At 56.4% G+C, this 21568-nt stretch carries 21 protein-coding genes (1 of these 21 cut by a window edge); 10 read left to right on the plus strand and 11 right to left on the minus strand.

Annotated features, from left to right (window positions below):
- Positions 1-849: the 5' portion of a peptidylprolyl isomerase gene (locus Q6L55_06360; GenBank protein ID MEN9258332.1), read on the minus strand. The gene continues 330 nt to the left of window position 1, outside the view; 849 of the gene's 1179 nt are visible here — the first part of the coding sequence; it begins with the start codon at positions 847-849; its stop codon lies off the left edge, out of view.
- A 76-nt stretch (positions 850-925) separates the two neighbouring features.
- On the opposite strand from Q6L55_06360, the gene Q6L55_06365 reads away from it, so the two are divergent.
- Together Q6L55_06365 and Q6L55_06370 are read left to right on the plus strand one after the other, a co-directional pair.
- On the plus strand, positions 926-1528 hold the full coding sequence (locus tag Q6L55_06365; GenBank protein ID MEN9258333.1) for a hypothetical protein: 603 nt from the start codon (positions 926-928) through the stop codon (positions 1526-1528).
- Entirely contained in the window at positions 1525-2463 is a 939-nt protein-coding gene (locus tag Q6L55_06370; GenBank protein MEN9258334.1) for a MoxR family ATPase, read from the plus strand. Before Q6L55_06365 ends, Q6L55_06370 begins: the two co-directional genes overlap by 4 nt.
- Here Q6L55_06370 and alaS read toward each other — a convergent pair.
- The gene (alaS, locus tag Q6L55_06375) at positions 2460-5081 is read right to left on the minus strand and encodes an alanine--tRNA ligase (GenBank protein ID MEN9258335.1); all 2622 of its coding nucleotides are present in this window, start codon (positions 5079-5081) and stop codon (positions 2460-2462) included. The two genes, Q6L55_06370 and alaS, sit on opposite strands and share 4 nt — an antisense overlap.
- 168 nt (positions 5082-5249) lie before the next feature.
- Here alaS and Q6L55_06380 point away from each other — a divergent pair, with 168 nt between their 5' ends.
- On the plus strand, positions 5250-6785 hold the full coding sequence (locus Q6L55_06380; GenBank protein ID MEN9258336.1) for an NAD(P)H-quinone oxidoreductase subunit 4: 1536 nt from the start codon (positions 5250-5252) through the stop codon (positions 6783-6785).
- On the opposite strand, the gene Q6L55_06385 is transcribed toward Q6L55_06380, so the two are convergent.
- Entirely contained in the window at positions 6735-7538 is an 804-nt protein-coding gene (locus Q6L55_06385; protein ID MEN9258337.1) for an SDR family NAD(P)-dependent oxidoreductase, read from the minus strand. The genes Q6L55_06380 and Q6L55_06385 overlap by 51 nt on opposite strands.
- A gap of 42 nt (positions 7539-7580) precedes the next feature.
- On the opposite strand from Q6L55_06385, the gene acnB reads away from it, so the two are divergent.
- From acnB to Q6L55_06410, 5 genes are all read left to right on the plus strand, one after another.
- A complete protein-coding gene (gene acnB / locus Q6L55_06390; protein ID MEN9258338.1) occupies positions 7581-10103 on the plus strand; it encodes a bifunctional aconitate hydratase 2/2-methylisocitrate dehydratase in 2523 nt (840 codons plus the stop codon).
- A gap of 308 nt (positions 10104-10411) precedes the next feature.
- Complete coding sequence (locus Q6L55_06395) at positions 10412-12610, plus strand: glycosyltransferase (GenBank protein MEN9258339.1); 2199 nt, start codon at positions 10412-10414, stop codon at positions 12608-12610.
- Positions 12607-13212 carry a hypothetical protein gene (locus tag Q6L55_06400; protein MEN9258340.1) on the plus strand — a complete coding sequence of 202 codons (606 nt, stop codon included), beginning with the start codon at positions 12607-12609 and terminating at the stop codon, positions 13210-13212. Before Q6L55_06395 ends, Q6L55_06400 begins: the two co-directional genes overlap by 4 nt.
- Positions 13136-13765 (plus strand): adenylyl-sulfate kinase, encoded by a 630-nt coding sequence (cysC, locus tag Q6L55_06405; GenBank protein ID MEN9258341.1) that lies wholly within the window; start codon positions 13136-13138, stop codon positions 13763-13765. The genes Q6L55_06400 and cysC overlap by 77 nt, the downstream gene beginning before the upstream one ends.
- A 17-nt stretch (positions 13766-13782) precedes the next feature.
- Entirely contained in the window at positions 13783-14817 is a 1035-nt protein-coding gene (locus Q6L55_06410) for a sulfotransferase (protein ID MEN9258342.1), read from the plus strand.
- On the opposite strand, the gene Q6L55_06415 is transcribed toward Q6L55_06410, so the two are convergent.
- The 8 genes from Q6L55_06415 to Q6L55_06450 all read right to left on the minus strand — a co-directional run bounded on the left by Q6L55_06415 (position 14792) and on the right by Q6L55_06450 (position 20121).
- Positions 14792-15565, minus strand: coding sequence for an ABC transporter permease subunit (locus tag Q6L55_06415; GenBank protein MEN9258343.1), 774 nt, complete (start codon positions 15563-15565; stop codon positions 14792-14794). The genes Q6L55_06410 and Q6L55_06415 overlap by 26 nt on opposite strands.
- A gap of 7 nt (positions 15566-15572) precedes the next feature.
- Positions 15573-16130, minus strand: a complete 558-nt coding sequence (locus Q6L55_06420; GenBank protein MEN9258344.1) for a thylakoid membrane photosystem I accumulation factor — start codon at positions 16128-16130, stop codon at positions 15573-15575.
- A 92-nt stretch (positions 16131-16222) separates the two neighbouring features.
- Positions 16223-16723 (minus strand): DNA starvation/stationary phase protection protein Dps, encoded by a 501-nt coding sequence (dps, locus tag Q6L55_06425; GenBank protein ID MEN9258345.1) that lies wholly within the window; start codon positions 16721-16723, stop codon positions 16223-16225.
- A 62-nt stretch (positions 16724-16785) separates the two neighbouring features.
- Positions 16786-17046 carry a sulfiredoxin gene (locus tag Q6L55_06430; GenBank protein MEN9258346.1) on the minus strand — a complete coding sequence of 87 codons (261 nt, stop codon included), beginning with the start codon at positions 17044-17046 and terminating at the stop codon, positions 16786-16788.
- Positions 17047-17117: 71 nt separating this feature from the next.
- Positions 17118-17561, minus strand: a complete 444-nt coding sequence (locus Q6L55_06435; protein MEN9258347.1) for a hypothetical protein — start codon at positions 17559-17561, stop codon at positions 17118-17120.
- 376 nt (positions 17562-17937) lie between these two features.
- A complete protein-coding gene (cutA, locus tag Q6L55_06440; protein ID MEN9258348.1) occupies positions 17938-18264 on the minus strand; it encodes a divalent-cation tolerance protein CutA in 327 nt (108 codons plus the stop codon).
- Positions 18265-18268: 4 nt separating this feature from the next.
- Positions 18269-18409 (minus strand): hypothetical protein, encoded by a 141-nt coding sequence (locus Q6L55_06445; GenBank protein ID MEN9258349.1) that lies wholly within the window; start codon positions 18407-18409, stop codon positions 18269-18271.
- A 41-nt stretch (positions 18410-18450) separates the two neighbouring features.
- Positions 18451-20121 carry a R3H domain-containing nucleic acid-binding protein gene (locus Q6L55_06450; protein MEN9258350.1) on the minus strand — a complete coding sequence of 557 codons (1671 nt, stop codon included), beginning with the start codon at positions 20119-20121 and terminating at the stop codon, positions 18451-18453.
- 128 nt (positions 20122-20249) lie between these two features.
- Between Q6L55_06450 and rpe the strand changes: the two genes are divergently transcribed.
- Both rpe and Q6L55_06460 read left to right on the plus strand, forming a co-directional pair.
- Entirely contained in the window at positions 20250-20939 is a 690-nt protein-coding gene (rpe, locus tag Q6L55_06455; GenBank protein MEN9258351.1) for a ribulose-phosphate 3-epimerase, read from the plus strand.
- A 69-nt stretch (positions 20940-21008) separates the two neighbouring features.
- Positions 21009-21560, plus strand: a complete 552-nt coding sequence (locus Q6L55_06460; protein ID MEN9258352.1) for a M23 family metallopeptidase — start codon at positions 21009-21011, stop codon at positions 21558-21560.
- Positions 21561-21568 lie beyond the last annotated feature (8 nt).

The raw sequence follows: 21568 nt of genomic DNA on the forward strand, positions 1-21568 counted from the left end.
ACGACCGGCGGCCTCTAGGGTGGTACCGTATAGGGGGGCCGGGTCCCCTTCCACGCGGATTTCTAGGGGGATGCGCCGCACGGTGCCGGTGCGGGGGTCCATGTAGCCATCGGCCTCCCCGGGGGGGTCACCGGCTTGGACCACAAAGGATTCCTCGGCCCGGGTAAAGGGTAGGTGGTCGTAGAAGTGCTGCTGGACCAGGTCCAGGAAATTGCCGGCGGTAATAGGGGCGTTATAGCCATCTAAGACGGCTATCAGGTCGCCTTTGTTGGTGCGGATGCGAACGGTAGCGCGGCCCAAAAGTTGGGGTAAATGCCGGTATGCCTCGGGAATCGCAAAGGGGAATTCCCGCACCATCAGGGCTTCGACTGCGCCCACATGGTCAAGTAGGTCGGCCTGAGTGTCTAGGACGACATTGCGGTTGCGGTCCCTCACAGCTTCATTCAATTCATCCAGATCGGCGGCGATGTGGTCGAGTAGGGCTTGGGCTGGGGCTTGGTTTTCCGGCGCGACCTGGGTCAGGATGTCCTGGCGATGCTCTGCTAAAATCTGCTGGGCGGTTTTGACGTCATTGGCGATGGCTCGCCACCGTTTGGCTTTCAGCTGGTCGCGGATGTCCTCGAGGCGACTTTCGATTTGCCGGATATGGGGTTCATCTACGGGGAGGGCGTGCCGGAGGATGGCTTTGGGGTCGGTGACGGGATTGCGGGCCACCAGTAAGCCACCGGCGGCATATCCGGGCATGGTCGGCATCCACAGAATCAAGATCAGCACCAGACCAACGAGCCAACGCACGGAGCGAAACAATTGCATGTTCCCTTCCCAGACAGCAATGGATTTACCTGGCATTTTCCCACAGGAATCGCCACCGGCTCAACGGTAGTGGGCGGCTATGGTATGGTGAAAGCGTGGGGCGAGGGACGGCATGCTTCGACGCTGGCAAAGGATACTCTTGACAACGGCAGTGATGGCGGGGGTAAGTGCCCCGGTAAGGGTTGGGGCGGAGTTGGCCAACCTGCCGGTGGTGGAGTCGGCGGCCCTGGTGGTGGGGATGCAGGTGCCCTGGTCGCGGCCGGTGTGGGTGCGGGACCCCTTTGAGGGGGAGGCCCTGGGGGTGTTTGACCGGCACGAGTTCAGTCGGGGGGACATTCCACGGGTGACGGTGTTGAGCCTGTGGCAACCCCAACGGGTGCGGTTTCTGGTGGGGTATGGCACGTTCTGTAGCCGGCCTTATGTGGGGTATTTATTTGTGGCCTTCCCGGTGGGTGGGTTGACCTGTAGCCAAATTGATACCAGCCGCAAAATTGGTAGTGTGCAGCTTAAAGTTGGGGAGCATCATGTGACCTTGAACCAAGGTGAAGACAATACATTTGTAGTTTCCAGGGAAGTGGCCCAAGTGTTAGCCCAAGCCCCGGAAGCAAAAGTATTGATGCGGCTGGTGACGACGGCGGGGGAATTGATTGATAGCGAAATCGGGGTGAATACGGTGCGGACCTGGCCCCGGATTTATGGTGGGGTGGCACCATGAGGGAACACCCCATTGCCCAATTGATGGCCAATATCACGTCGGTATTTTTGGGCAAACCCCAGGTGGTGGAGCGGGTGCTGACGGCGGTGGTCGCGGGGGGACATGTTCTCATCGAGGACGTGCCGGGGGTGGGGAAAACGACGCTGGCCCAGGCGATGGCCCGCAGCATTGGGGGGAAGTTTCAACGGATTCAATTTACCAGTGATTTGCTGCCGGCGGATATTTTGGGGGTGACGATTTTTGACCGGAATCAATCCCAATTTGTGTTTCGCCCTGGCCCCATTTTTGCCAATGTGATCCTGGCGGATGAAATTAACCGCACCTCTCCCCGCACCCAGAGCGCTCTGCTGGAGGCGATGGCGGAACGCCGGGTGTCGTTGGATGACCAGACCTATGAGCTGCCCCAACCCTTTATCGTCCTGGCTACCCAAAATCCCATTGAATACCACGGGACCTATCCGCTGCCGGAAAGCCAACTGGATCGGTTTTTGATGCGGCTGTCGATTGGCTACCCGGACCGGGAGATTGAAAAGAAATTACTCCTGAATCGGCAGCAGGCGGAGCCGGTGGACCAGTTACAGGCGGTGCTGTCGCTGGAGGAATTGCTGGCGCTGCAGGCCCAGGTGGACCAGGTGCGGCTGGAGGAATCCCTGGTGGATTACATGCTGCAGGTGGTGGCGGCAACCCGGACATCGCCTTTGCTACGGGCGGGGGTATCCACTCGGGGGGCGCTGGCTTGGGCCCGGGCGGCCAAGGCGCGGGCGTTGGTGCAGGGGCGGACCTACTGCGTGCCAGACGATGTGACGGAACTGATGCTGCCGGTGCTGGCCCACCGCTTGTCCCTAGGAGGGGTGGGGCAAGACCTTCAGAGTCATCGCCAGGAGTCGGAGGCCATCCTGCGGGATTTGGCAGCAGAAATTCCGGTGCCAGTTTAGGAGGTCAGTTTCTGGCGCAGGAGCTGACGGGCCTGTTCTAGGGCGCGGGGGAGTCCTTGGGGGTCTTTGCCACCGGCTTGGGCAAGGTTAGGGCGACCGCCACCCCCGCCACCACAGGTTTTCGCCAGCTCTCCTACCACCTTGCCGGCCTGTAACCCCAACTGCACCACCTCGGGGCTGAAGGCAGCCACTAGGGTGACTTTGTCGGGGGCAGGCACTGCACCTAAGACAACGGCGCCGGGACCCAGTTTCTGCAACAGTTCTTGGGCAACCGTTTTTAGGGCTTCCCCCTCGACCTGGCCCAGTTGCCCCACCAGCAGGCGGTAGCCGTTGATGGTTTCGGCGCTCCCTAAAAGTGGCAGGGCTTGGGCGCGGGCCAGTTGGGTGTGCAATTGCTCGATCTGTTTGTCTTTGGCCTTGAGGTCCTGTTGCAGGTCCCGCACTCGGTCGACAATCTCCTCGGGCTTCACCTTGAAGAGGTCGGTGAGGTCTTTGACGACGCGCTCTTGGCGGTTGAGGTAGTCCAGCAAGGCCAGCCCCGCTACGGCTTCAATCCGGCGAATGCCACTGGCAATGCCCGTTTCTGCCACGATTTTAAATAGGCCGATTTCCTGGGTGTTGCGCACATGGGTGCCGCCACAGAGTTCCATGGAAACGCCGGGGATGTCAATGACTCGCACCGGGTCGCTGTATTTTTCCCCAAACATGGCGATGGCGCCCCGGGCTTTGGCCTCGGCTAGGGGTAGGATCAAAACCTGGGCGGGATGGGCCTCGGCAATCCACTGGTTGATTTGCCACTCAATGGTTTGCAGTTGCACCGGGGTCAGGGGACGGGGGTAGTTGAAGTCAAAGCGCAACCGCTCGGGGGTCACCAGGGAACCGGCCTGGGCAATGTGGGGGTCAAGGCACTTTTGCAGGGCCGCCTGCAACAGGTGGGTAGCGGTGTGGTGGGCTTGGGTGCGATGGCGTTGCCAACGGTCCACTTGGGCTTGGACGGCCATGCCGACGGCTAATTCCCCCTGCTCTACCTGGCCGTAGTGGACCCACAGGTCGGCTTTTTTCTGTACGTCGGTGACCCGAAAGCGCATGTGGCCATCGGGACTGGTCAGGTAACCGGTGTCCCCCACTTGACCGCCCCCTTCGGCGTAAAAGGGGGTTTCTTGGAGAACCACCAGCACTGTTCCTGCCTGGGCATCGCAGCGACTGACCCGCTCGCCCCCCTGGACAATGGCCTGCACGGTGGTGAGGCCGCTGATGTTGAGATAGCCGGTAAAGACGGTGGCACCTAGTTCCTGGGCCAGGTCGGTCCACTGCTGGTCGGCCAGCACATCCGCCTGGGTCTGCCCTTCCCGGGAAAGCGCCCGATGCTGGGCCATTTCCTGCTCGTAACTGGCCAGGTCCACCCCTAGCCCCTGTTCTGCGGCTATTTCCGCCGTCAGCTCCACCGGAAAGCCGTAGGTTGTGGCCAGGTCGAAGGCCACTTTGCCGCTGATGACGGGGGGTTTTTGGGCAATGACCGCCAGCAACAACTGCTCGCCCACATCCAAGGTTTTGAGAAACTGGCGCTCTTCTCGATCCAGTTCGGTTTGGATGACGGTTTGGCGCTCCCGCAGGTGGGGATAGGCCGGGGCGGCTAGGTCAATGGCGGTCTGGGCTAGCTCGGCGGTAAAGGGTCGTCGCAAGCCCAGCAGACGGCCGTGGTGCACCAGGCGCCGGATTAGCCGCCGCAAAACATAGCCCCGCCGTACATTGCTGGGAATCACCCCGTCAGCAATCAGATGTACCACGGCCCGCATGTGGTCGGCAATGATGTGCAGGGAGCGCTGTTGGCCAGAGTCGGTGGGGGGATAGGTCAGAGGCAGCCAGTCGGCGGTGCGTTGGATTAAAGGAAACAGCAGGTCGGTCTCAAAGTTGCTGGGCACGTCCTGGAGAATGCGGGCCAGGCGCTCGAGACCCATGCCGGTGTCAATGTTTTTAGCCGCCAGGGGGGTCAGGTGCCCCGCCGCATCCCGGTTGAATTCCATAAACACCAGGTTGTAAATCTCGACGAAGCGGTCGTCGTCCCTTAGGTCCACCGGCCCTTTTTCCGGGGCAAAGTCATAGTAAATTTCGGAGCAGGGTCCACAGGGACCGGTCGGCCCGGCTGCCCAGAAGTTGTCTTGCGCCCCCATTTTCTGGATGCGCTCGGCCGGTAGCCCCACCACTTCCTGCCAGAGGGTCACGGTCTCCGGGTCGCCTTCGTAAACACTCACCGCCAGGTGCTCCGGGGGGAGACCATATACCCGGGTCACTAGCTCCCAAGCCCAGGCAATCGCTTCCTTTTTGAAGTAGTCGCCGAAGCTGAAATTGCCCAGCATTTCAAAGAAAGTGTGGTGGCGGGGAGTGCGGCCCACGTTGTCAATGTCGTTGGTGCGTAAACAGCGCTGGGCGGTGGTCACCCGGGGAGCCGGTGCCGGTTGCTGCCCCAAAAACACCGGCTTGAAGGGCAACATCCCGGCAATGGTCAGCAACACGGTTGGGTCGCTGGGAATCAAGGAGGCGCTGGGCAACACCCGGTGCTGCCGCTGGGCGTAAAACTCTAAAAATGTCTGACGAATCCGGTCACCGGTCCAGCGCATGGCCCCTTCTACCCCAAAATCAGTACTTCAATTCTAAGGGTTTCCCATGCCGGGCTTCGCCGCTGCCATCCATCCGTTGCCCCTATCGAGGTATTTAACTTTTCTTAACCATCTCGGCCCCGTCTCGGTTACAATAGTTAACATCTAGCGACTAGGTATTTATTCCTAATGAACACGCAGATTCCGTGGTTGACGCTGGCGGTGCTGGTTCCCTGGGGGGCGGCGCTGCTGTTTCCGTTTTTACCGGGCAAATCGGGACGGGCCGCGCGTTGGGTGGCTTTAAGTGTGGCGTTGGTGGACCTGGCTATCCTGGTGACGGGGTTGTGGTTGGGTTATGACCCGCAGGTGCCGGGTTATCAGTTGGTGGAGCAGTGGTCCTGGTGGCCGCAGTTGGGTTGGCAGTGGGCGCTAGGGGTAGATGGGTTGTCCCTGCCGTTGCTGGTGCTGGGGGCGTTGGTGACGACGTTGGCCATGGCCGCAGCCTGGCGGGTGCAACACCGGCCCCGGTTGTTTTATGCCCTGATGCTGGTGCTGTACGGGGCGCAGTTGGGGGTGTTTGCCGCTAAGGATGTGCTGCTGTTTTTCCTGATGTGGGAGCTGGAGCTGGTACCGGTTTACCTGCTCATTGCTATTTGGGGGGGGAGTCAGCGGCAGTACGCGGCAACCAAATTCCTGCTTTACACGGCGCTGGGGTCGGTGTTGATCCTGGTGGGGGGATTGGTGCTGGCACATAGGGCCGGTTCTTGGGATATGGCGCTGCTGGCCCAGTACCCCTGGCCGTTGGAGATCGCTATTGCGGTGTATCTGATGTTTTTGGTGGCCTTTGGGGTGAAGTTGCCGGTGTTTCCCCTGCATACCTGGCTGCCTTTTGCCCACACGGAGGCGCCGGCCCCGGTTTCTATGGTGTTGGCAGGGGTGTTGCTGAAGTTGGGGGGCTATGGGTTGCTGCGGTTGAACGGGCAACTGCTGCCGTTGGCCCATCAGGTGCTGGCGCCGATGCTGGTGGTGCTGGGGGTGATCAATATCCTGTACGGGGCGTTGACGGCCTACAGCCAAGAGCACCTGAAAAAACGGCTGGCCTATTCGTCCATCTCCCACATGGGCTTTGTGCTGGTGGGGTTGGGGGTGTGGAATGCCTGGGGCCTGCAGGGGGCGCTGCTGCAAATGGTCTCCCATGGGTTGATTGCGGCGGCGCTGTTTTTCCTGGCGGGGGTGACCTACGAGCGCACCCACACCCTGGCGATGGGGGAACTGGGGGGCCTGGCGGCGGTGGCACCGCGGGTTTTTGCCCTGTTTACGGCGGCCAGTTTTGCGTCGTTGGCCCTGCCGGGGATGAGCGGCTTTATCAGTGAGCTGTCGGTGTTTCTGGGGTTGGCGGACAGTTGGTACCAGGGCGGATTTAAGGCGCTGGTGCTGGGGTTGACGGCGATCGGGGTGATTCTTACGCCCTTGTATTTGCTGGATAGCCTGCGGCGGGTGTTCTACGGGCCGAAGGGGGCAGCCGCTTGGGCCGGTGGTGATGCTAACCCCCGGGAGTTGTTCATTGCCCTGAGTCTGTTGGTACCGGTGCTGCTGGTGGGGGTCTATCCCCGGGCCGTGAGCGAGTGGTGGAATCCCATGATGACGCAATTGGCCCAATGGGGACGCCCGGCCCTAGTCTCGACGATGGACGCGCAGGGTGTTGGCCTGGTCCACCGGGAGTAGGGTCAGCTCCTGGATGTTGACGTGGGGGGGACGGGTCAGGCAAAAGGCGACGGCTTCGGCCACATCCCGCCCGGTTAGGGGGGTCAATCCCCGGTACACTTGCTTGGCCCGCTCCCCATCCCCATGAAACCGCACGGAGGAAAATTCGGTTTCCACTAGCCCGGGATTGATGGTGGTCACCCGCACCGGTGTACCCAACAGGTCGTGTTTGAGGGCATCTCCCAACATACGCACGGCGGCTTTGGTGGCGCAATAGACGTTGCCCCCAGGGTAGGCGTCGATCCCGGCAATGGAAGCGATATTGACGATGTGGCCCCAGCCCCGGGCGACCATACCAGGCAAAACCTGACGGGTCATATACAGCAGGCCCTTGAGGTTGGTATCGATCATTTCTTCCCAGTCGTCCGGGTTGCCCTGGTGCAGGGGTTCCAGGCCCCGGCTGAGCCCGGCGTTGTTAATCAGCACGTCAATGGCCTGCCAGTCGGGGGGAAGCTGGGTAAACCATTGCTCTACGGCCTGTCGGTCCCGGACATCCAGGGGGCAGACGAGGCAGGGGGTTGGCAGTTCCTGGGCGAGGGTTGCAAGTCGCTCCCGGCGGCGGGCCACCAGCAACAACCGCACACCTAAGGGGGCTAACACCCGCGCGCATTCTTGACCAATGCCGCTGCTGGCGCCGGTAATGAGCACGATCTGTCCGGTTAAGTCCATGGGGAATGTCGTCAACGGTTCACCCTGCACAACCACGCTGGTCATTTTATACTTAACGTGGAGTTAACCCTGAGTGGTGCCCGGCCTATGGTCTCTGATCCCCAGCAACGTGCGGCGTTAGGCATTCCCCCTTTACCCTTGGATGCGGCCCAGACGGCGGCGCTGTGCGAAAAGTTGCAGTCACCCCAGGCGACGTTGGCGGACAAACGGCAGTTGCAGGAACGGGTGCCGCCGGGGGTGGACCCAGCCGCTTATGTCAAGGCGGGATTTTTGGCGGACCTAGCCCAGGGACGGCGCACCAGCCCGGTGATTTCTCCCCTGGAGGCGGTGCAAATGCTGGGGCAGATGATCGGCGGCTATAACGTCTCGGTGCTGATGGAGTTGCTGCAAAGTGAGGAGGCTACCCTGGCCCGGGCCGCCCAGGAAGCGTTGTCCCAGATCACCCTGGTCTATGACGCCTTTCACGATGTGTGGGCGCTAGCGGAGCAGGGGAATCTCTTTGCGCAAGGGGTGATTGACGCCTGGGCGGAGGCCACCTGGTTTACCCGCAGGCCGCCGGTGCCGGAGTGCTTGACCCTGACGGTGTTCAAGGTGCCGGGGGAAATCAATACGGATGACCTGTCGCCGGCGGTGCACGCTACCACCCGTGCTGATATTCCCCTGCACGCCCTGACCATGCTGGAAAGCCGCTATCCGGGGGCAATTGATGAAATACAGCGGCTGAAGCAGCGGGGGTATCCGGTGGCTTTTGTGGGGGATGTGGTGGGCACGGGGTCGTCCCGCAAGTCAGCCATCAATTCCCTGCTGTGGCATATCGGGGAGGACATACCGGGGGTGCCCAACAAGCGCCGGGGTGGGGTGATTCTGGGGGGCATTATTGCGCCCATTTTCTTCAATACGGCCCAGGATGCGGGGGCCTTGCCCATCGAATGCGATGTGACGCCGCTGCAAACGGGGATGGTGATCCGCTTGTATCCCTACCGGGGAGAAATCCAGGATGAACAGGGGCAGCTGCTTGCCCGTTTCACCCTGAAGCCGGAAACGCTCTTGGACGAGGTGCGGGCGGGGGGCCGGATTGCCCTGCTCATTGGCCGGGGGTTGACGGATAAGACGCGCAGTCGCTTGGGGTTACCGCCCCATCCGGGATTTGTGCGTCCCACGCCGCCGCCGGATAGCGGGAAAGGGTTCACCCTGGCGCAAAAAATGGTGGGGCGGGCCTGTGGGGTGCCGGGGGTGCGGCCAGGAACTGCCTGTGAACCGGTGATGACCACGGTGGGGTCCCAGGACACAACCGGGCCGATGACGCGGGATGAGCTAAAGGAGCTGGCCTGCCTGGGCTTTAGCGCCGACTTGGTGCTGCAGAGCTTTTGTCACACGGCAGCCTACCCCAAACCGGCGGATATTCAGGTGCAGCGGGAGTTGCCGGACTTTTTTGCGTCCCGGGGCGGGGTGGTGCTTAGGCCGGGGGATGGCATTATCCATTCCTGGCTGAACCGGCTGCTGTTGCCGGATACGGTGGGGACAGGGGCGGACTCCCATACCCGGTTTCCTTTGGGGATTTCCTTTCCGGCGGGGTCGGGGCTGGTGGCTTTTGCGGCGGCAATCGGCGTGATGCCCATCAATATGCCGGAGTCGGTGCGGGTGCGCTTTCGGGGGTCTTTGCAACCGGGGATCACCCTGCGGGATGTGGTGCACGCCATTCCCTATGTGGCCCTACAGCGGGGGTTGCTCACCCTGGGCAAGGAGAACAAGAAAAACATCTTTGCCGGGCGGATTATGGAAATGGAGGGACTGCCGGATTTACAGGTGGAGCAGGCCTTTGAATTGACAGATGCGACGGCCGAGCGCTCCTGTGCCGCTTGTACGATTCAGTTGAGTGTCAAGACGGTGAGTGAATTTCTGCGCTCGAATGTGGCGCTGATCAAGCACCTGGTGGCGCGGGGGTATCAAGACAGCCGCACCCTCTTGCGTCGGATGGAAAAGATGCAGGCCTGGCTGGATAACCCCCAGTTGCTGACGGCCGACCCGGATGCGGAGTATGTGGCAACGATTGACATTGACCTGGATGACATCACGGAACCCTTGGTGGCGGCTCCCAACGACCCGGATAACATCAAACGTCTGAGCGAGTGCGCTGGAGACCGGATTGATGAGGTGTTTATCGGCTCCTGCATGACGAATATCGGCCATTACCGGGCGGCGGCCAAGGTATTAGAGGGGGCCGGGCAGGTGAAGGTGCGGCTGTGGGTGTGTCCCCCAACCCGAATGGATGAACAAGTCCTGCGAGAGGAGGGCTATTACGCCATCTTTGCGGCCGCCGGAGCACGGATGGAAATGCCGGGCTGTTCTTTGTGCATGGGTAACCAAGCGCGGGTTGCCGACGGGGCCACGGTTTTCTCCACTTCCACCCGCAATTTCGACAACCGCATGGGGAAAAACGCCCGGGTCTATCTAGGTTCGGCGGAGCTGGCGGCAGTCTGTGCCCTGCTAGGACGCATTCCCACCCTTGAGGAATACCGGACCATTGTCACCCAAAAAATTGACCCCTGGGCAGCGGATTTATATCGCTACCTGAACTTCGACCAGATATCAGCGTTTGCTAATAGTTGAGTGTGCAAGCTGGCCGCGTTCTAGATAACACCCACAGGTTAGGATGTGTTCGGCCTCCTGGCCGGAAAACCGGATAATTCACGTTTCCCCTACCGAGAGTCCTGCAAAAGCCGTGGTAGGGCAAGCTTGGGCGGTGGTTCCGAAGCAGCGGTGGCTCATCTGGTTGGTCGGGAAGTTGGCTCCACACGAAAGTTTATAGGGCTGGGTGCCTGAGGGAAGGGTACTACTATATGTCGTTGTGGCTGTCATCTTGACAGCAGGGAATTAGCCACTCTAAAATGAGGCCAGCCCTCGGCCAATTCACTTTTATGAGAATCTTTATTGTTGCTTCAGAGTTTTATCCATACCCTGGTGGTGTTGCTACCTATCTTTACAATTTCTCCAGGGCCCTAGTAAAAGCTGGACATAGTGTGGTTATCTTTGTTAGCGAGCGGACAACTCGGGATAGGTTTCTTGGCAAGGTCTACGAGGATTATCGATTGGACGATATTGAAGTAATTCGTTTGCCTGGTTGGGTTGATCCTATGTCCCGAATTGACCAAATAGCTAGGAAAGTAATCAGCTACATCAAGAAACACGGTAAACCTGATGTTATTGAATCCCAAGAGCTTCATGCCATGGCGTACTACCTACTTCAATATAAGCTACAAGGTGAACCTACCCTGCAAGGGGTGCCTATTGTTTTACACCTGCATACTGCTATGTACCAAGTTAATCTGCTGAACGGTTACCCTGAGTATAAGTTACCCAATTGGTGGGAGGGCTGTCTGGAGAAGTGGTGCATCTTGGCTGCCGACGGCATTGTTGCCCCTAGCCGATTTATCCTAGAAGAGACCCAGACGGAACTGAAAACCGCCCTAAACCAAGCAGCAGTTATACCTTACCCCTTAACCCTGGACCTCCAACAATTGATACCGATACCTACTCCTGGGGACGTTGTCTACTTTGGGCGTTATGAAGTGCGCAAGGGGGTGGTAGAACTTCTGAAAGAATGTCAAAAGCTGTGGGACGCCGGTGTAGATTTTCGCCTAACGCTGATTGGCAACAGCACCCCCTACATCCTAAAAAATTGCGACATGAAAGATTACATTACTAGGGAATACCGACGGTACATTGATGATGGGCGTTTAGTCTTGGAGCCGGTGATGGGGAAGCCTGATTTGTATCAGCGGGTTGCCCAGGCCTGGTGTGTGGTGATTCCATCGTTGTGGGAGAACTTTCCCAACGTCTGCATGGAAGCCATGTTGTTGCAGAAGGTGGTGCTGGCTAGCAGTAATGGTGGCATGAAAGAGATGATCCATTACGCCGATAAACCCGCCGGTTTTGTGTTTGATTGGCAGCAAGCTGGTGACTTTGCCGCTAAGCTCCAACACATCTTGAACCTGAGTGAAACAGAGAACCTATCTATCGGTCAGCAGGCGCGGGAAACGATTTTGCAGATGTGTGGGCCGGAGCGCATTGTTTCGTTGCGGGTGGCCCATTTTGAGCGGGTAATAGAGTCCAGTCGCGGCCAAGTACGGCGGGTTTATCCCTCGTTGAACTACAAACCCACCGGCAAGATTGACTATCCGCCCCCTGTGGAGCCGCTGGGTGTTCCTGGCCGTCTGAGTGTGTGCATTCCCTACTACAACATGGGCCGGTATATCCGGGAGACCCTAGACTCGGTATATCAGGTCAACTATAGTGATCTGGAAGTACTCATCTGGGACGATGGGAGTACGGAGCTAGAGAGTATCCATGTGCTCACACAAGTGGAGAAGGAGTACCCTGGGTTGACGGTCTATCGGTCGGCCAATCAGGGTCTAGCGGGGGCACGCAACAGTCTGGCGCAGGTGGCAACGGGTGAGTTCATTGCTTTCTTGGATGCTGATGACCGAGTTCATCCCGACTACTACTCCAAGGCTGTACAGATACTACAAAGGTATGACAATGTCGGTATTGTCAGCGCGTGGGTGCAACATTTTGGGGACTATCATGGTTGTTGGGTTACCTGGCAGACAGAGTTGCCTTACCTTCTTTGTCATAATATGATTGGTTCTGCTGTTGTGGTGAGGAGGGCGGCTTACTTGCAGGTGGGGGGTCAGAAGATGGAGATGAGTCGCCTTGGTGGCTTTGAGGATTGGGAAAGTTGCATTAATTTCAACAGGAATGGTTGGTTAGGTGTTGTGATACCTGAGTTTTACTTCCTATACAGGATTAGGGAAGGCTCGATGTATCGCTCTTTGAGTCTATCAAACCACGCCCTACTAGGACAATGGATCAGTGTATTCCACGACAGTCTCTACCAGCAATACGGCACCGAGATTTTTAACCTATGCAATCAAAATGAGATTTCACCTATTCATTGGACTAATCCCACGAAAAGTTACTATCTACCAACAGTAGGATTGATGGCTCGAAAATTTCTTAGTAAGGTTGCGAATCGCTTAGGTCTATCGCCAAAGTTAAGGTATAATTTAAAGCGACTCATATATTTACTGTCTTACTATAGGGCTAAATTACTATGAATACACACGATCCTCGGGATAGCTACATAGCTCAAGTTGTGCAAGGTCGCTCCTTTCTCGAAGTGGGTGGCTTGTGGGGAGGAGTTAACGAAAAAGTATCGGTTGCCTATAGGTTCGGCGCCAGGCGGCTGGCAATTGTAGATGTGGCTAAACCTGAAAATCAATGGTGGGAATTTTTTAGGCAGAGAATGACCCAGATGGATATTAAAAACTATGATGCTTATTATGAAGTTACTGATGAACTGATTAAGCTTAAGAAGCCTTACTTTGTAGTATCCTACGATTTCGAATTTGAAAGGTTTCCGGAGAAGGTGGACTTGGCAATTGCACACTCATTATTTACACACTTACCACCAAGACTAATTCACAAATGCCTTAAAAATTTTCTAGTTAAAGCCAAGGGCCAAACGATACTTTTTGCAACATTTTTTGAAACTAATAAAACTGTGAAGAATCCACCTAAGCCAGGCGACCACAAGAGCTTTCTCTACACTAGAGAAGAAATGGTTTATTTTGGCGAAGCTAATGGTTACTCATCACAGTATATTGGTCAGTGGGGGCATCCCCGTGGCCAGGTCATGGTGGCCTATAGCCCAAGATAATTGTGGAGGTTTAACTTTTATGAGCTTTACTATCTGGCTAACTGGCTTACCTGGCTCTGGTAAAACCACAATTGCAACCGCATTGGGAGACTTTCTTCACCAGAATGAACTAACCTATGAAATCTTAGACGGAGATATTCTTAGGAAGACCCTTTGTAGTGATTTAGGATATTCACCCGAAGATAGACAAAAAAACGCTATTCGGGTAGCCTATGTGTGCCAGATCCTGAACAAGAACAAAATCATATCAGTAGTATCTCTGATAACCCCATATAACCAGTCTAGAAAAAAGGTCAAGTCTATTGTGCCAAATTTAGTCGAGGTTTATGTTTTCTGTCCAATTGAAGTATTAATAAAACGTGATCCGAAAGGGCTCTATAAAAAGGCACTAGAAGGAGAAATTAAGGACTTCACAGGTATCTCTGCGCCCTATGAAATTCCAGAATCACCAGATGTTATAGTTCAGACTGACCGAATGTCAGTTCATGAGTGCGTGAAATACATAATAGATGCTGCTACTGACAAGGGATTTCTTGGTAAAATATTTCCTTGAGTTATATATGGACTGGTATGTGTGAGGCCACCTGCTTCATCATTGCTGGAATGCACAGGTCAGGGACATCCTATCTGGCTGCCCTGCTTCAGAGTGCGGGGGTTCACATTGGAGCTAAACTTCTTAAACCTGATCGGGGTAATCCAAGGGGCTATTTTGAGAATACAGAATTTTTGGAATTTCATATGACTATTTTGGAAAGCTTGGGTCTGAACAATGGTGGGCATATTGAACCCAGCATTCGGTTTATTCGTGTCCCTGAACAATTCGTTACTGAAGCAAGGGAGTTGATTAAAAAGAATCAAGTGGCACCATATTGGGGCTGGAAAGACCCTAGAACCACTTTATTCTTAGATTTTTGGCATAGTTTGCTACCCGATGCATTTTTTATCTTTACCTATCGCAGGCCTTGGGAAGTTGTAGATTCATTATTTCGGCGTGGTGATCATCTATTCCTGAAGAATCCAAAACTTGCACTGCAATCTTGGATGAGTTCCAATATGAGAATATTGAGCTTTTATCTGAGAAATAGTGAAAAGTGTCTTCTTTTAAATGTGGAAACTTTCTACAGAAATCCTGATTTAGTAGTTGAATATTGTAAGCAAAAGTTTAATATTCGGCTTAATCCTGTTAACAGTAATGTAAGGGATTTCCATCTTCTGAAGCGAATAGAATCAACCCACAGAATCGAACTTCTCAGAGAATTTTTTCCCGAATGCATTAGCCTGTATGAAGAGTTAAACAGACTATCTGGATTTAGTGATGATAATTTCAAAATTTACCAAGACTTCCCAAAAATCAAAACTTTAGATTGGATTCTACAAGACTGGCAGCTCACTCGTCACTTAGAAAGCCAGCTTACTCAAGCTACTCAACAATTGCAAGCAGCGAAACATGAGTTAGACATCACAAAAGCCGAGCTTGTATGGTTTAAAAAAGAGTTAGAGCGCATCCACAACAGCCGCTTCTGGAAGGTCTGGAAAGTGCTGCGGCGAGTTAAGAAGTTAGTGACTGGCCTCTTAAAGCTTAAAACTCACGACGGGCAAAAATAAGTACTGTCGCTGAGAGGAGGAAAATAGTGTATAGGATGCCGTACAAAACGCTTGACCAGAGGATGCCGGTATCGGGAAGCAAACCGTAAACGGCTGTGTTTTTCCAATCCAGACGGGAAAGGTCAGGAACAACAAGAAATAACCCCTTTAATACCTGCAAAAGTTGGGGGTTGCGAATTAAGCGCCCCAGGGTGATCACATCGGAACTGAGGTGGCCGATGAAAAAGGTGGAGACGGTCAAAAAGGTCGCAATTAAAGGACTGGTGAAAACGCTAAACAACAGGGCTGCTGCTGTCAGAAGGGCAAACTCTAGCATCATGAAACCAATGGCAATAAGGATGGCTGTAAGGGGGTAGCTGATGCGCAAGAGACTGAGATAGCCAAAATACACCACTGACATCAACAGCAATAACACAACTAGGGCACCGACTAATCCTAAATGCTTGCCCACTACCAGTTCTAGTCGGCTCATGGGCTTAGCGATCAAGATAAAAATAGTGCGCTTTTCCACTTCGCGAGCAAGAAGATTAGGAGTGGTGAAGACCACAATCACCAACCCAAAAATGAGCATGAGTGCTAGGCCAAAATCGGGAATGATTTTATTTTCAGTTGCCGCTGCCACTTCGGTAATAAGCGCTCCCCCGGCCACCAAGAAAATGGCATAAAGACCCGCTAGATACAATAAACGCTCCCGCAGTAACTCCAGAAAAGTGTGCTTGGCAATGGCCCAAATCCGTACAGCGTTCATGACCGGTTCACGAAGGGGCTAACTCCACATTCACTTCGTTGAACTGGCGAGGGGTTACAGGGACTGGCTGACGCGGCGGAATCCCAAACCAGTTAGCTAATACCGCATCAATTCGATTGAAAGAAACCTGACCCACTTCATCCAATAGCACGTGATTTTCCCCATCCTTACCAGCCAGAATGACAACCTGGGGAACACGACCGCGATAGTACGTGATGGGGTTGGTAGAGTCGGCTTGTTCAGTCGGTAATAGACTGTCTACGGTGATGGGGATAATGTCAATGGCTCGCCCGTAAAATCGCTGCACCTGTGAGACAGTACTGGCAAACATTTTGCAATCACGGCTGTCGTCCAGGTAATAAACCAGCATGGCGGGACGCTCGGGGTGGGCTAGCGCTTCCTTTAACGTCACTCGCGGCGGTACCAACGATCCATTCCCTGCATAGAGGGCAAAGATATTGCCGTCAAAACGGTCGTCCTGCAATCCCGCCCCCGCAGGCTGCACCCACCCGAACACAATCAATAGGCACACCATCAACCCATTGAGGATGAAGCGTCTCACCATCGGCAGACAAACTCGCCTCTACTGTTATACAGCAAAAAACGGCTAAAAAAACGGGCTACCCCCACAGGATAACCCGCTACCTAAACTTACCTTCAACCATGCAAATGGGCTTCCAGGAACCACAACCGCTTGTCCACCGTACGGGAAATTTCGGTGAACAAATCAGCCGTGTCGGCATCACCTAAATCCGCCGTCTGGTCAATCGCCTGCCGCACGAATTTGCCGTACTGGGCGTAGCGGTCGGCCAGCGCCACCAGGTGGTCTTTGCCATTTACCGCATCGGCCGGATACTCGGGCAACTGGGACGCCTGGGCCACCATGCGCACGGTTCCTTGGGCCACCCCCGCCAAAGCCGTCACCCGCTCTGCCAAGTCATCCACGTACTCCAGGAGCTCGCCGGCCATTTCGTCAAATAGTTCGTGCAGGGCGTAAAAGTCCGAACCCTTGACGTTCCAGTGGGCCTGCTTGGTCTGGGTGTACAAATCTAGGGTGTTGGCCAGGGCTTGGTTCAATATGGCAATCACCTGACTGCGGACTTCGGCACTCAAATCCAAACGGGTTGGATATAAGGTTGATTTGACTTGCGTAGGCATTGTCTATCCTCCTAAAACAACTGGCTTGTCTTTTTTAGCGGGACCGGCCTGCTTTGATCGTATCAAGCCAGATGCAGCCGCAGGACCTCTGGCGTCGCCCGCCGCACCCGACACCGGATGGTCCGACAACCAAGCCGCTGCATGGCCTCGTACCGATGACAACCGGAAAACCCATAGTACCGCCCGTTGACCTCGAGTACCTCAATCGGCTCCTGCTGCCCGATCTCGGCAATCGACGCCATCAGCTGCTTGACTTTCTCTGGGTCCGTCTGCCGCGGTAAGGGCCGCCGAATCTGCTCCAAGGGCAACTCTAGAATCCGCATCCCCCACCTCCCTATCCAACTCTATCTAAATCATACTCATAACGATTATGAGTTGGCAAGGGGGAAGTGGTTTACTTACCGGTGGTGGTCAGGAGGAGCATGTGCCGGAGGGTTTGCTGGTGGGACAGGCCGCGGGTGCGCAGGGCGTAGTACAAAGTCAGGTTACGCAGGAAGTCTTGCTTGCCTTCGCCGCTGGCCACCAGGTTCATGCCGTCGAGAATCTGCATCAGGTTGGCCTCCAGTTTCTGTTCCTGGAGTTTCTTCCAGATGGCTATGGCAGCGTAGCCCATCTCCTCTCGGGTCTGGCGGTAGTTGAGGGAGAGTTCATCGAGGATGGTACGAAAGCGGGAAATTGCATTGGCGGAGGCAACGGGGTTGGCGGTGGTTTGGTTGCTCCCTAGAAGTGCCAATTGATATTCAATGGAATGTTCAACTTGGGCATGACCAACAGCCGCCAGTAGGATAGCGCCGAGCAAACCCCCTAATACCCAACCGCCTCGCCGTAGCGCATTCATGATTGACAACCCCCCACAACCGATTTTAGTCCCAGCATAGCAAGAGACCTGGGGGGTGTACAGTCAGCTAGGTTGATAGCCCTTTGGATCGATGGCCTCGCATCGGTTTATAACCACTTATAACCACAGACCATCGTGGAGACGACCTGCCGTAATAAATCGAATCGGGGCTGTATTACGACTCGTCCTGGGTGTTAATAAATCCCCACAGAGGTCCGGCTTTGGAGGGTCGGGGATGGCCGTCGGTGCCACCTCCCCTAGGTACAAAAACTGGGGGGCCATCACTTCGGTGGGTTTGGGGGTGCTACCTGCCGACATCCCACCAGCCCTGGGACTAACACGGCGGCCAGCAGGGAGCGATGGGGTTGCCCAAGCATTAGGGAGTCATGGGTTGAGTTTGCTGGAGGACCCAACGGAGATAGGACTCCGACCCGGCCACCACCGGCAACGCTAAAATCTCCGGCACATCATAGCTGTGCAATTGCCGCACCTTGGCTTCCACTTGGGGATAACGACTTTTGACCGTTTTAATCACCAATTGAAATTCCACCTGGTTTTCCCATTGGCCCTCCCACTGATACACCGACTCAATGGGTAGGATGCCTACACAGGCCGCCAGTTTCTCTTCCACCAGAACACGGGCTACGTGGTCCGCCTCGCTGCGCTCCCCCACGGTCACCAGGACGATCAACCCTTCCGTCATGGGGTTAGCCTAAGCTCCGGCGGATGTGTTCAAAAATCCGTTGTTTACGGGCGTCCCGGTCGCTCACCGTGCGCTGGAAATTAATGTCGGTCGTTCGCCGGACATGGTCCATAATCCGCCGTTGCCGGGAATCAAAATCGGCCATACCCCCATCCCTGAAAGCCACCAGGTCCTATCATAGCCGATTCAGGCCGGAAAGATACGCAGCCGCCGGTTGGGTTCCTCACCAAAGCTCACGGACCGCAGCCGGTAGTGCTCCACTAGCTCGTGCTGCATCTTGCGGATTTCCGGAGGACGCGGCAAGAGTTCCACCGGTTGCCCCGTGGGAATGACAATCTGCTCCACCGCCAGGCGGGCTTCCTCCAGGGCCTCCACCTCGTCCTCATCGCGCCCTTGGGTCAACAACGGCCAGTCTTCGCCCGGTTCACCTTCATCCAGACGCAACAACCGCCGCAACGCCCGAGTGATGTGGGGAATGGTATTGCCCTTGACGGTGTAGACCGGCAGTTGACGGGATTTGGCCATCTGACGCACCTTGGGGTTCTGGCGGGCCTGGGCGCGGGGAACCAGCATCACATCCGCTTGGTTGATGTCCCGCACTACTACCACCGGCAAATCCAGGGCAGTAATCACCTGGTGTAACAACTCTAAACTCACTCCATAGGGATACACATGCACCGGTTCCTCCCCCTCTGCGGTCCCGTCCATCCCCAGGGACAGAGTTTCTTCGGCCTGCTCCAGCCAGTTCGCCGGTTCCTCAGCAGCTTCGGTCGTTTCCGGCAAGGCCAAAATCCGTCCCGCCCGTCGCCAGCGCCGTAGGGGTGTGGCCGGTTCCGGGCTGGGCAGTTCGTGGGTGGTCACCACCTGGCCCCCTTCCCCTAACGTGCGAATCTGCACCGGCACCTTCCGCCCCCGCAGCAGGTTGTCCACGGTTTCGGCTACCCGCTCGTGGATCACCCAGCGGTAGCGGTCCTGCATTTCCACCGCAATCGTAAACGTGGGCGGCGCTTTGCGCTCTAAAACCGTTTTTTGCGTCCCCCGTCGCCGGGCTTCCTCGTCCCCCAAGGTCACCGCCTGGATGCCGCCAATCAAATCCGCTAGGGTGGGGTTTTTCATCAAGTTTTCCAGTTGATTGCCGTGGGCCGTGCCAATCAGTTGCACCCCCCGCTCGGCAATGGTACGGGCCGCCAGCGCCTCCAACTCTGTACCGATTTCGTCAATAATGATGGCCTCGGGCATGTGGTTTTCCACGGCTTCAATCATCACCTGGTGTTGCAGCTCTGGCCGGGCCACTTGCATCCGTCGCGCCCGCCCAATGGCCGGATGAGGAATGTCCCCGTCACCGGCAATTTCATTGGAGGTATCAATGATCACCACCCGTTTGCCTAGGTCATCCGCTAACACCCGGGCAATCTCCCGCAGAGCCGTGGTTTTGCCAACGCCAGGCCGCCCCAGCAGCAGGATAGACTGGCCGGTTTCCACCAGGTCCCGAATCATACTCACCGTGCCGAAGACCGCCCGGCCCACCCGACAGGTCAGGCCAATGATTTTTCCCTGGCGGTTGCGGATGCCGCTAATCCGGTGCAAGGTTCGTTCAATACCGGCCCGGTTGTCCCCGCTGAATTCCCCCACCCGCTCAATGGTATAGTCCAAATCTGCCCGGGTGACCGGTTCTTCGCCCAAATACTCGCTATGGTTGGGAAAGCGGGCTTCGGGACGTCGCCCCAAATCCAAAATAATTTCGATAACTTCTGAACGCTGGGGGTGTTGGTCAAGGGACTGACGGATAGGGGGCGGCAAAATGGCCAGGAGGGCGTCGAGGTCGTCGGTCACGGAAAGATTCTGAGGGTAAGCCATGTCCAGGCACCCAGGGACAAGCCACTCGGTCACACTTACAGATCTAGCACGGAGACACCCTGTTCGACTAGTGTTGATCGGCGCGCCTGACATTACACTAGAGGGTGGTAAAGGTGAGGATCAGGGGTATGGCGGGTAAGTCTGTGGTAGTGGCACCGTCTATTTTGTCGGCAGATTTCAGTCGTTTGGGTGAAGAGGTGCGGGCGGTGGATGCGGCCGGAGCGGACTGGATTCACGTGGATGTCATGGATGGCCGGTTTGTGCCCAATATCACCATCGGCCCGCTGGTGGTGGAGGCCCTGCGCCCGGTGACGACTAAACCCTTAGATGTGCATCTGATGATCGTGGAACCGGAACGGTATGTGGCCGATTTCGCCAAGGCGGGCGCCGATATTATTTCGGTCCATGCGGAAAGCAGCTCGACCATTCACCTGCACCGTACCCTGAATCAAATCAAAGAGTTAGGTAAACAAGCCGGCGTGGTCCTCAATCCCGCCAGCCCCCTGGAGTTGATTACCTACGTGCTGGACATGGTGGACTTGGTGCTGATTATGAGCGTCAATCCGGGCTTTGGGGGTCAGAGTTTCATTCCCCAGGTGGTGCCGAAAATCCGCCAACTGCGCCAGATGTGCGATGAACGCGGGCTGGACCCCTGGATTGAAGTGGATGGGGGTCTCAAGGCGAGTAATACCTGGCAGGTGCTGGAGGCGGGCGCTAATGCCATCGTGGCCGGTTCGGCAGTCTTCAAAGCACCCGACTACCGCGCGGCCATTGAGGGGATTCGCCATTCCCGCCGGCCAGAGTTAGTCACCGCTTGAATGGGTTTCCCTTGAATAACCGCAGCGCCTGGGGTATGGTGTTCCTAGGGAACCCAACCCGGTCTGTGTATGGGGTGGTGGCGAGGAGTGATCAGCCTGCTGGTCGCGGCAGGGGTGTGGGGCTGGTGCCGGGCGGGACAACCCCAGCGGGTGGTCGTCGGGGGGTGGCATCAGGCGGCTTTTCCGGTTGAGCAGTTTGTGGGCTATACATCGCCCTTTGGCCCCCGGGGGGAGGAGTTCCACTACGGACTGGATATAGCGGCGCCGGAGGGGAGTTATGTCCGTAGTTGGTGGGCAGGGCAGGTGGTGCAAGTGAGCCAGGATGGCCTGTGCGGCACGACGGTTATCATTGCGTCCGGGCGCTGGCGGCACATTTACTGTCATTTGCGGGGCCAACCCCGTACCTACCGTGGCCGGAATTATCTGGATGACCCGGGCAGTGGTCTGGTGATTCGGGAAGGCCAATGGGTGGCCACTGGCTCCCGGATTGGGCGGGTGGGCATGACTGGCCGCACTACTGGACCCCATTTGCACTGGGGATTGCAGTACGACGGTCGGTGGATTGACCCGGCGCTCGTCCTGCGGGCCATGCTGTCTGACCAACGACGGGCACAACGCTGATTCGGCCC

It is taken from the genome of Gloeomargarita sp. SRBZ-1_bins_9, assembly GCA_039794565.1.
In the GTDB taxonomy this organism is placed as follows: Bacteria; Cyanobacteriota; Cyanobacteriia; order Gloeomargaritales; family Gloeomargaritaceae; genus Gloeomargarita.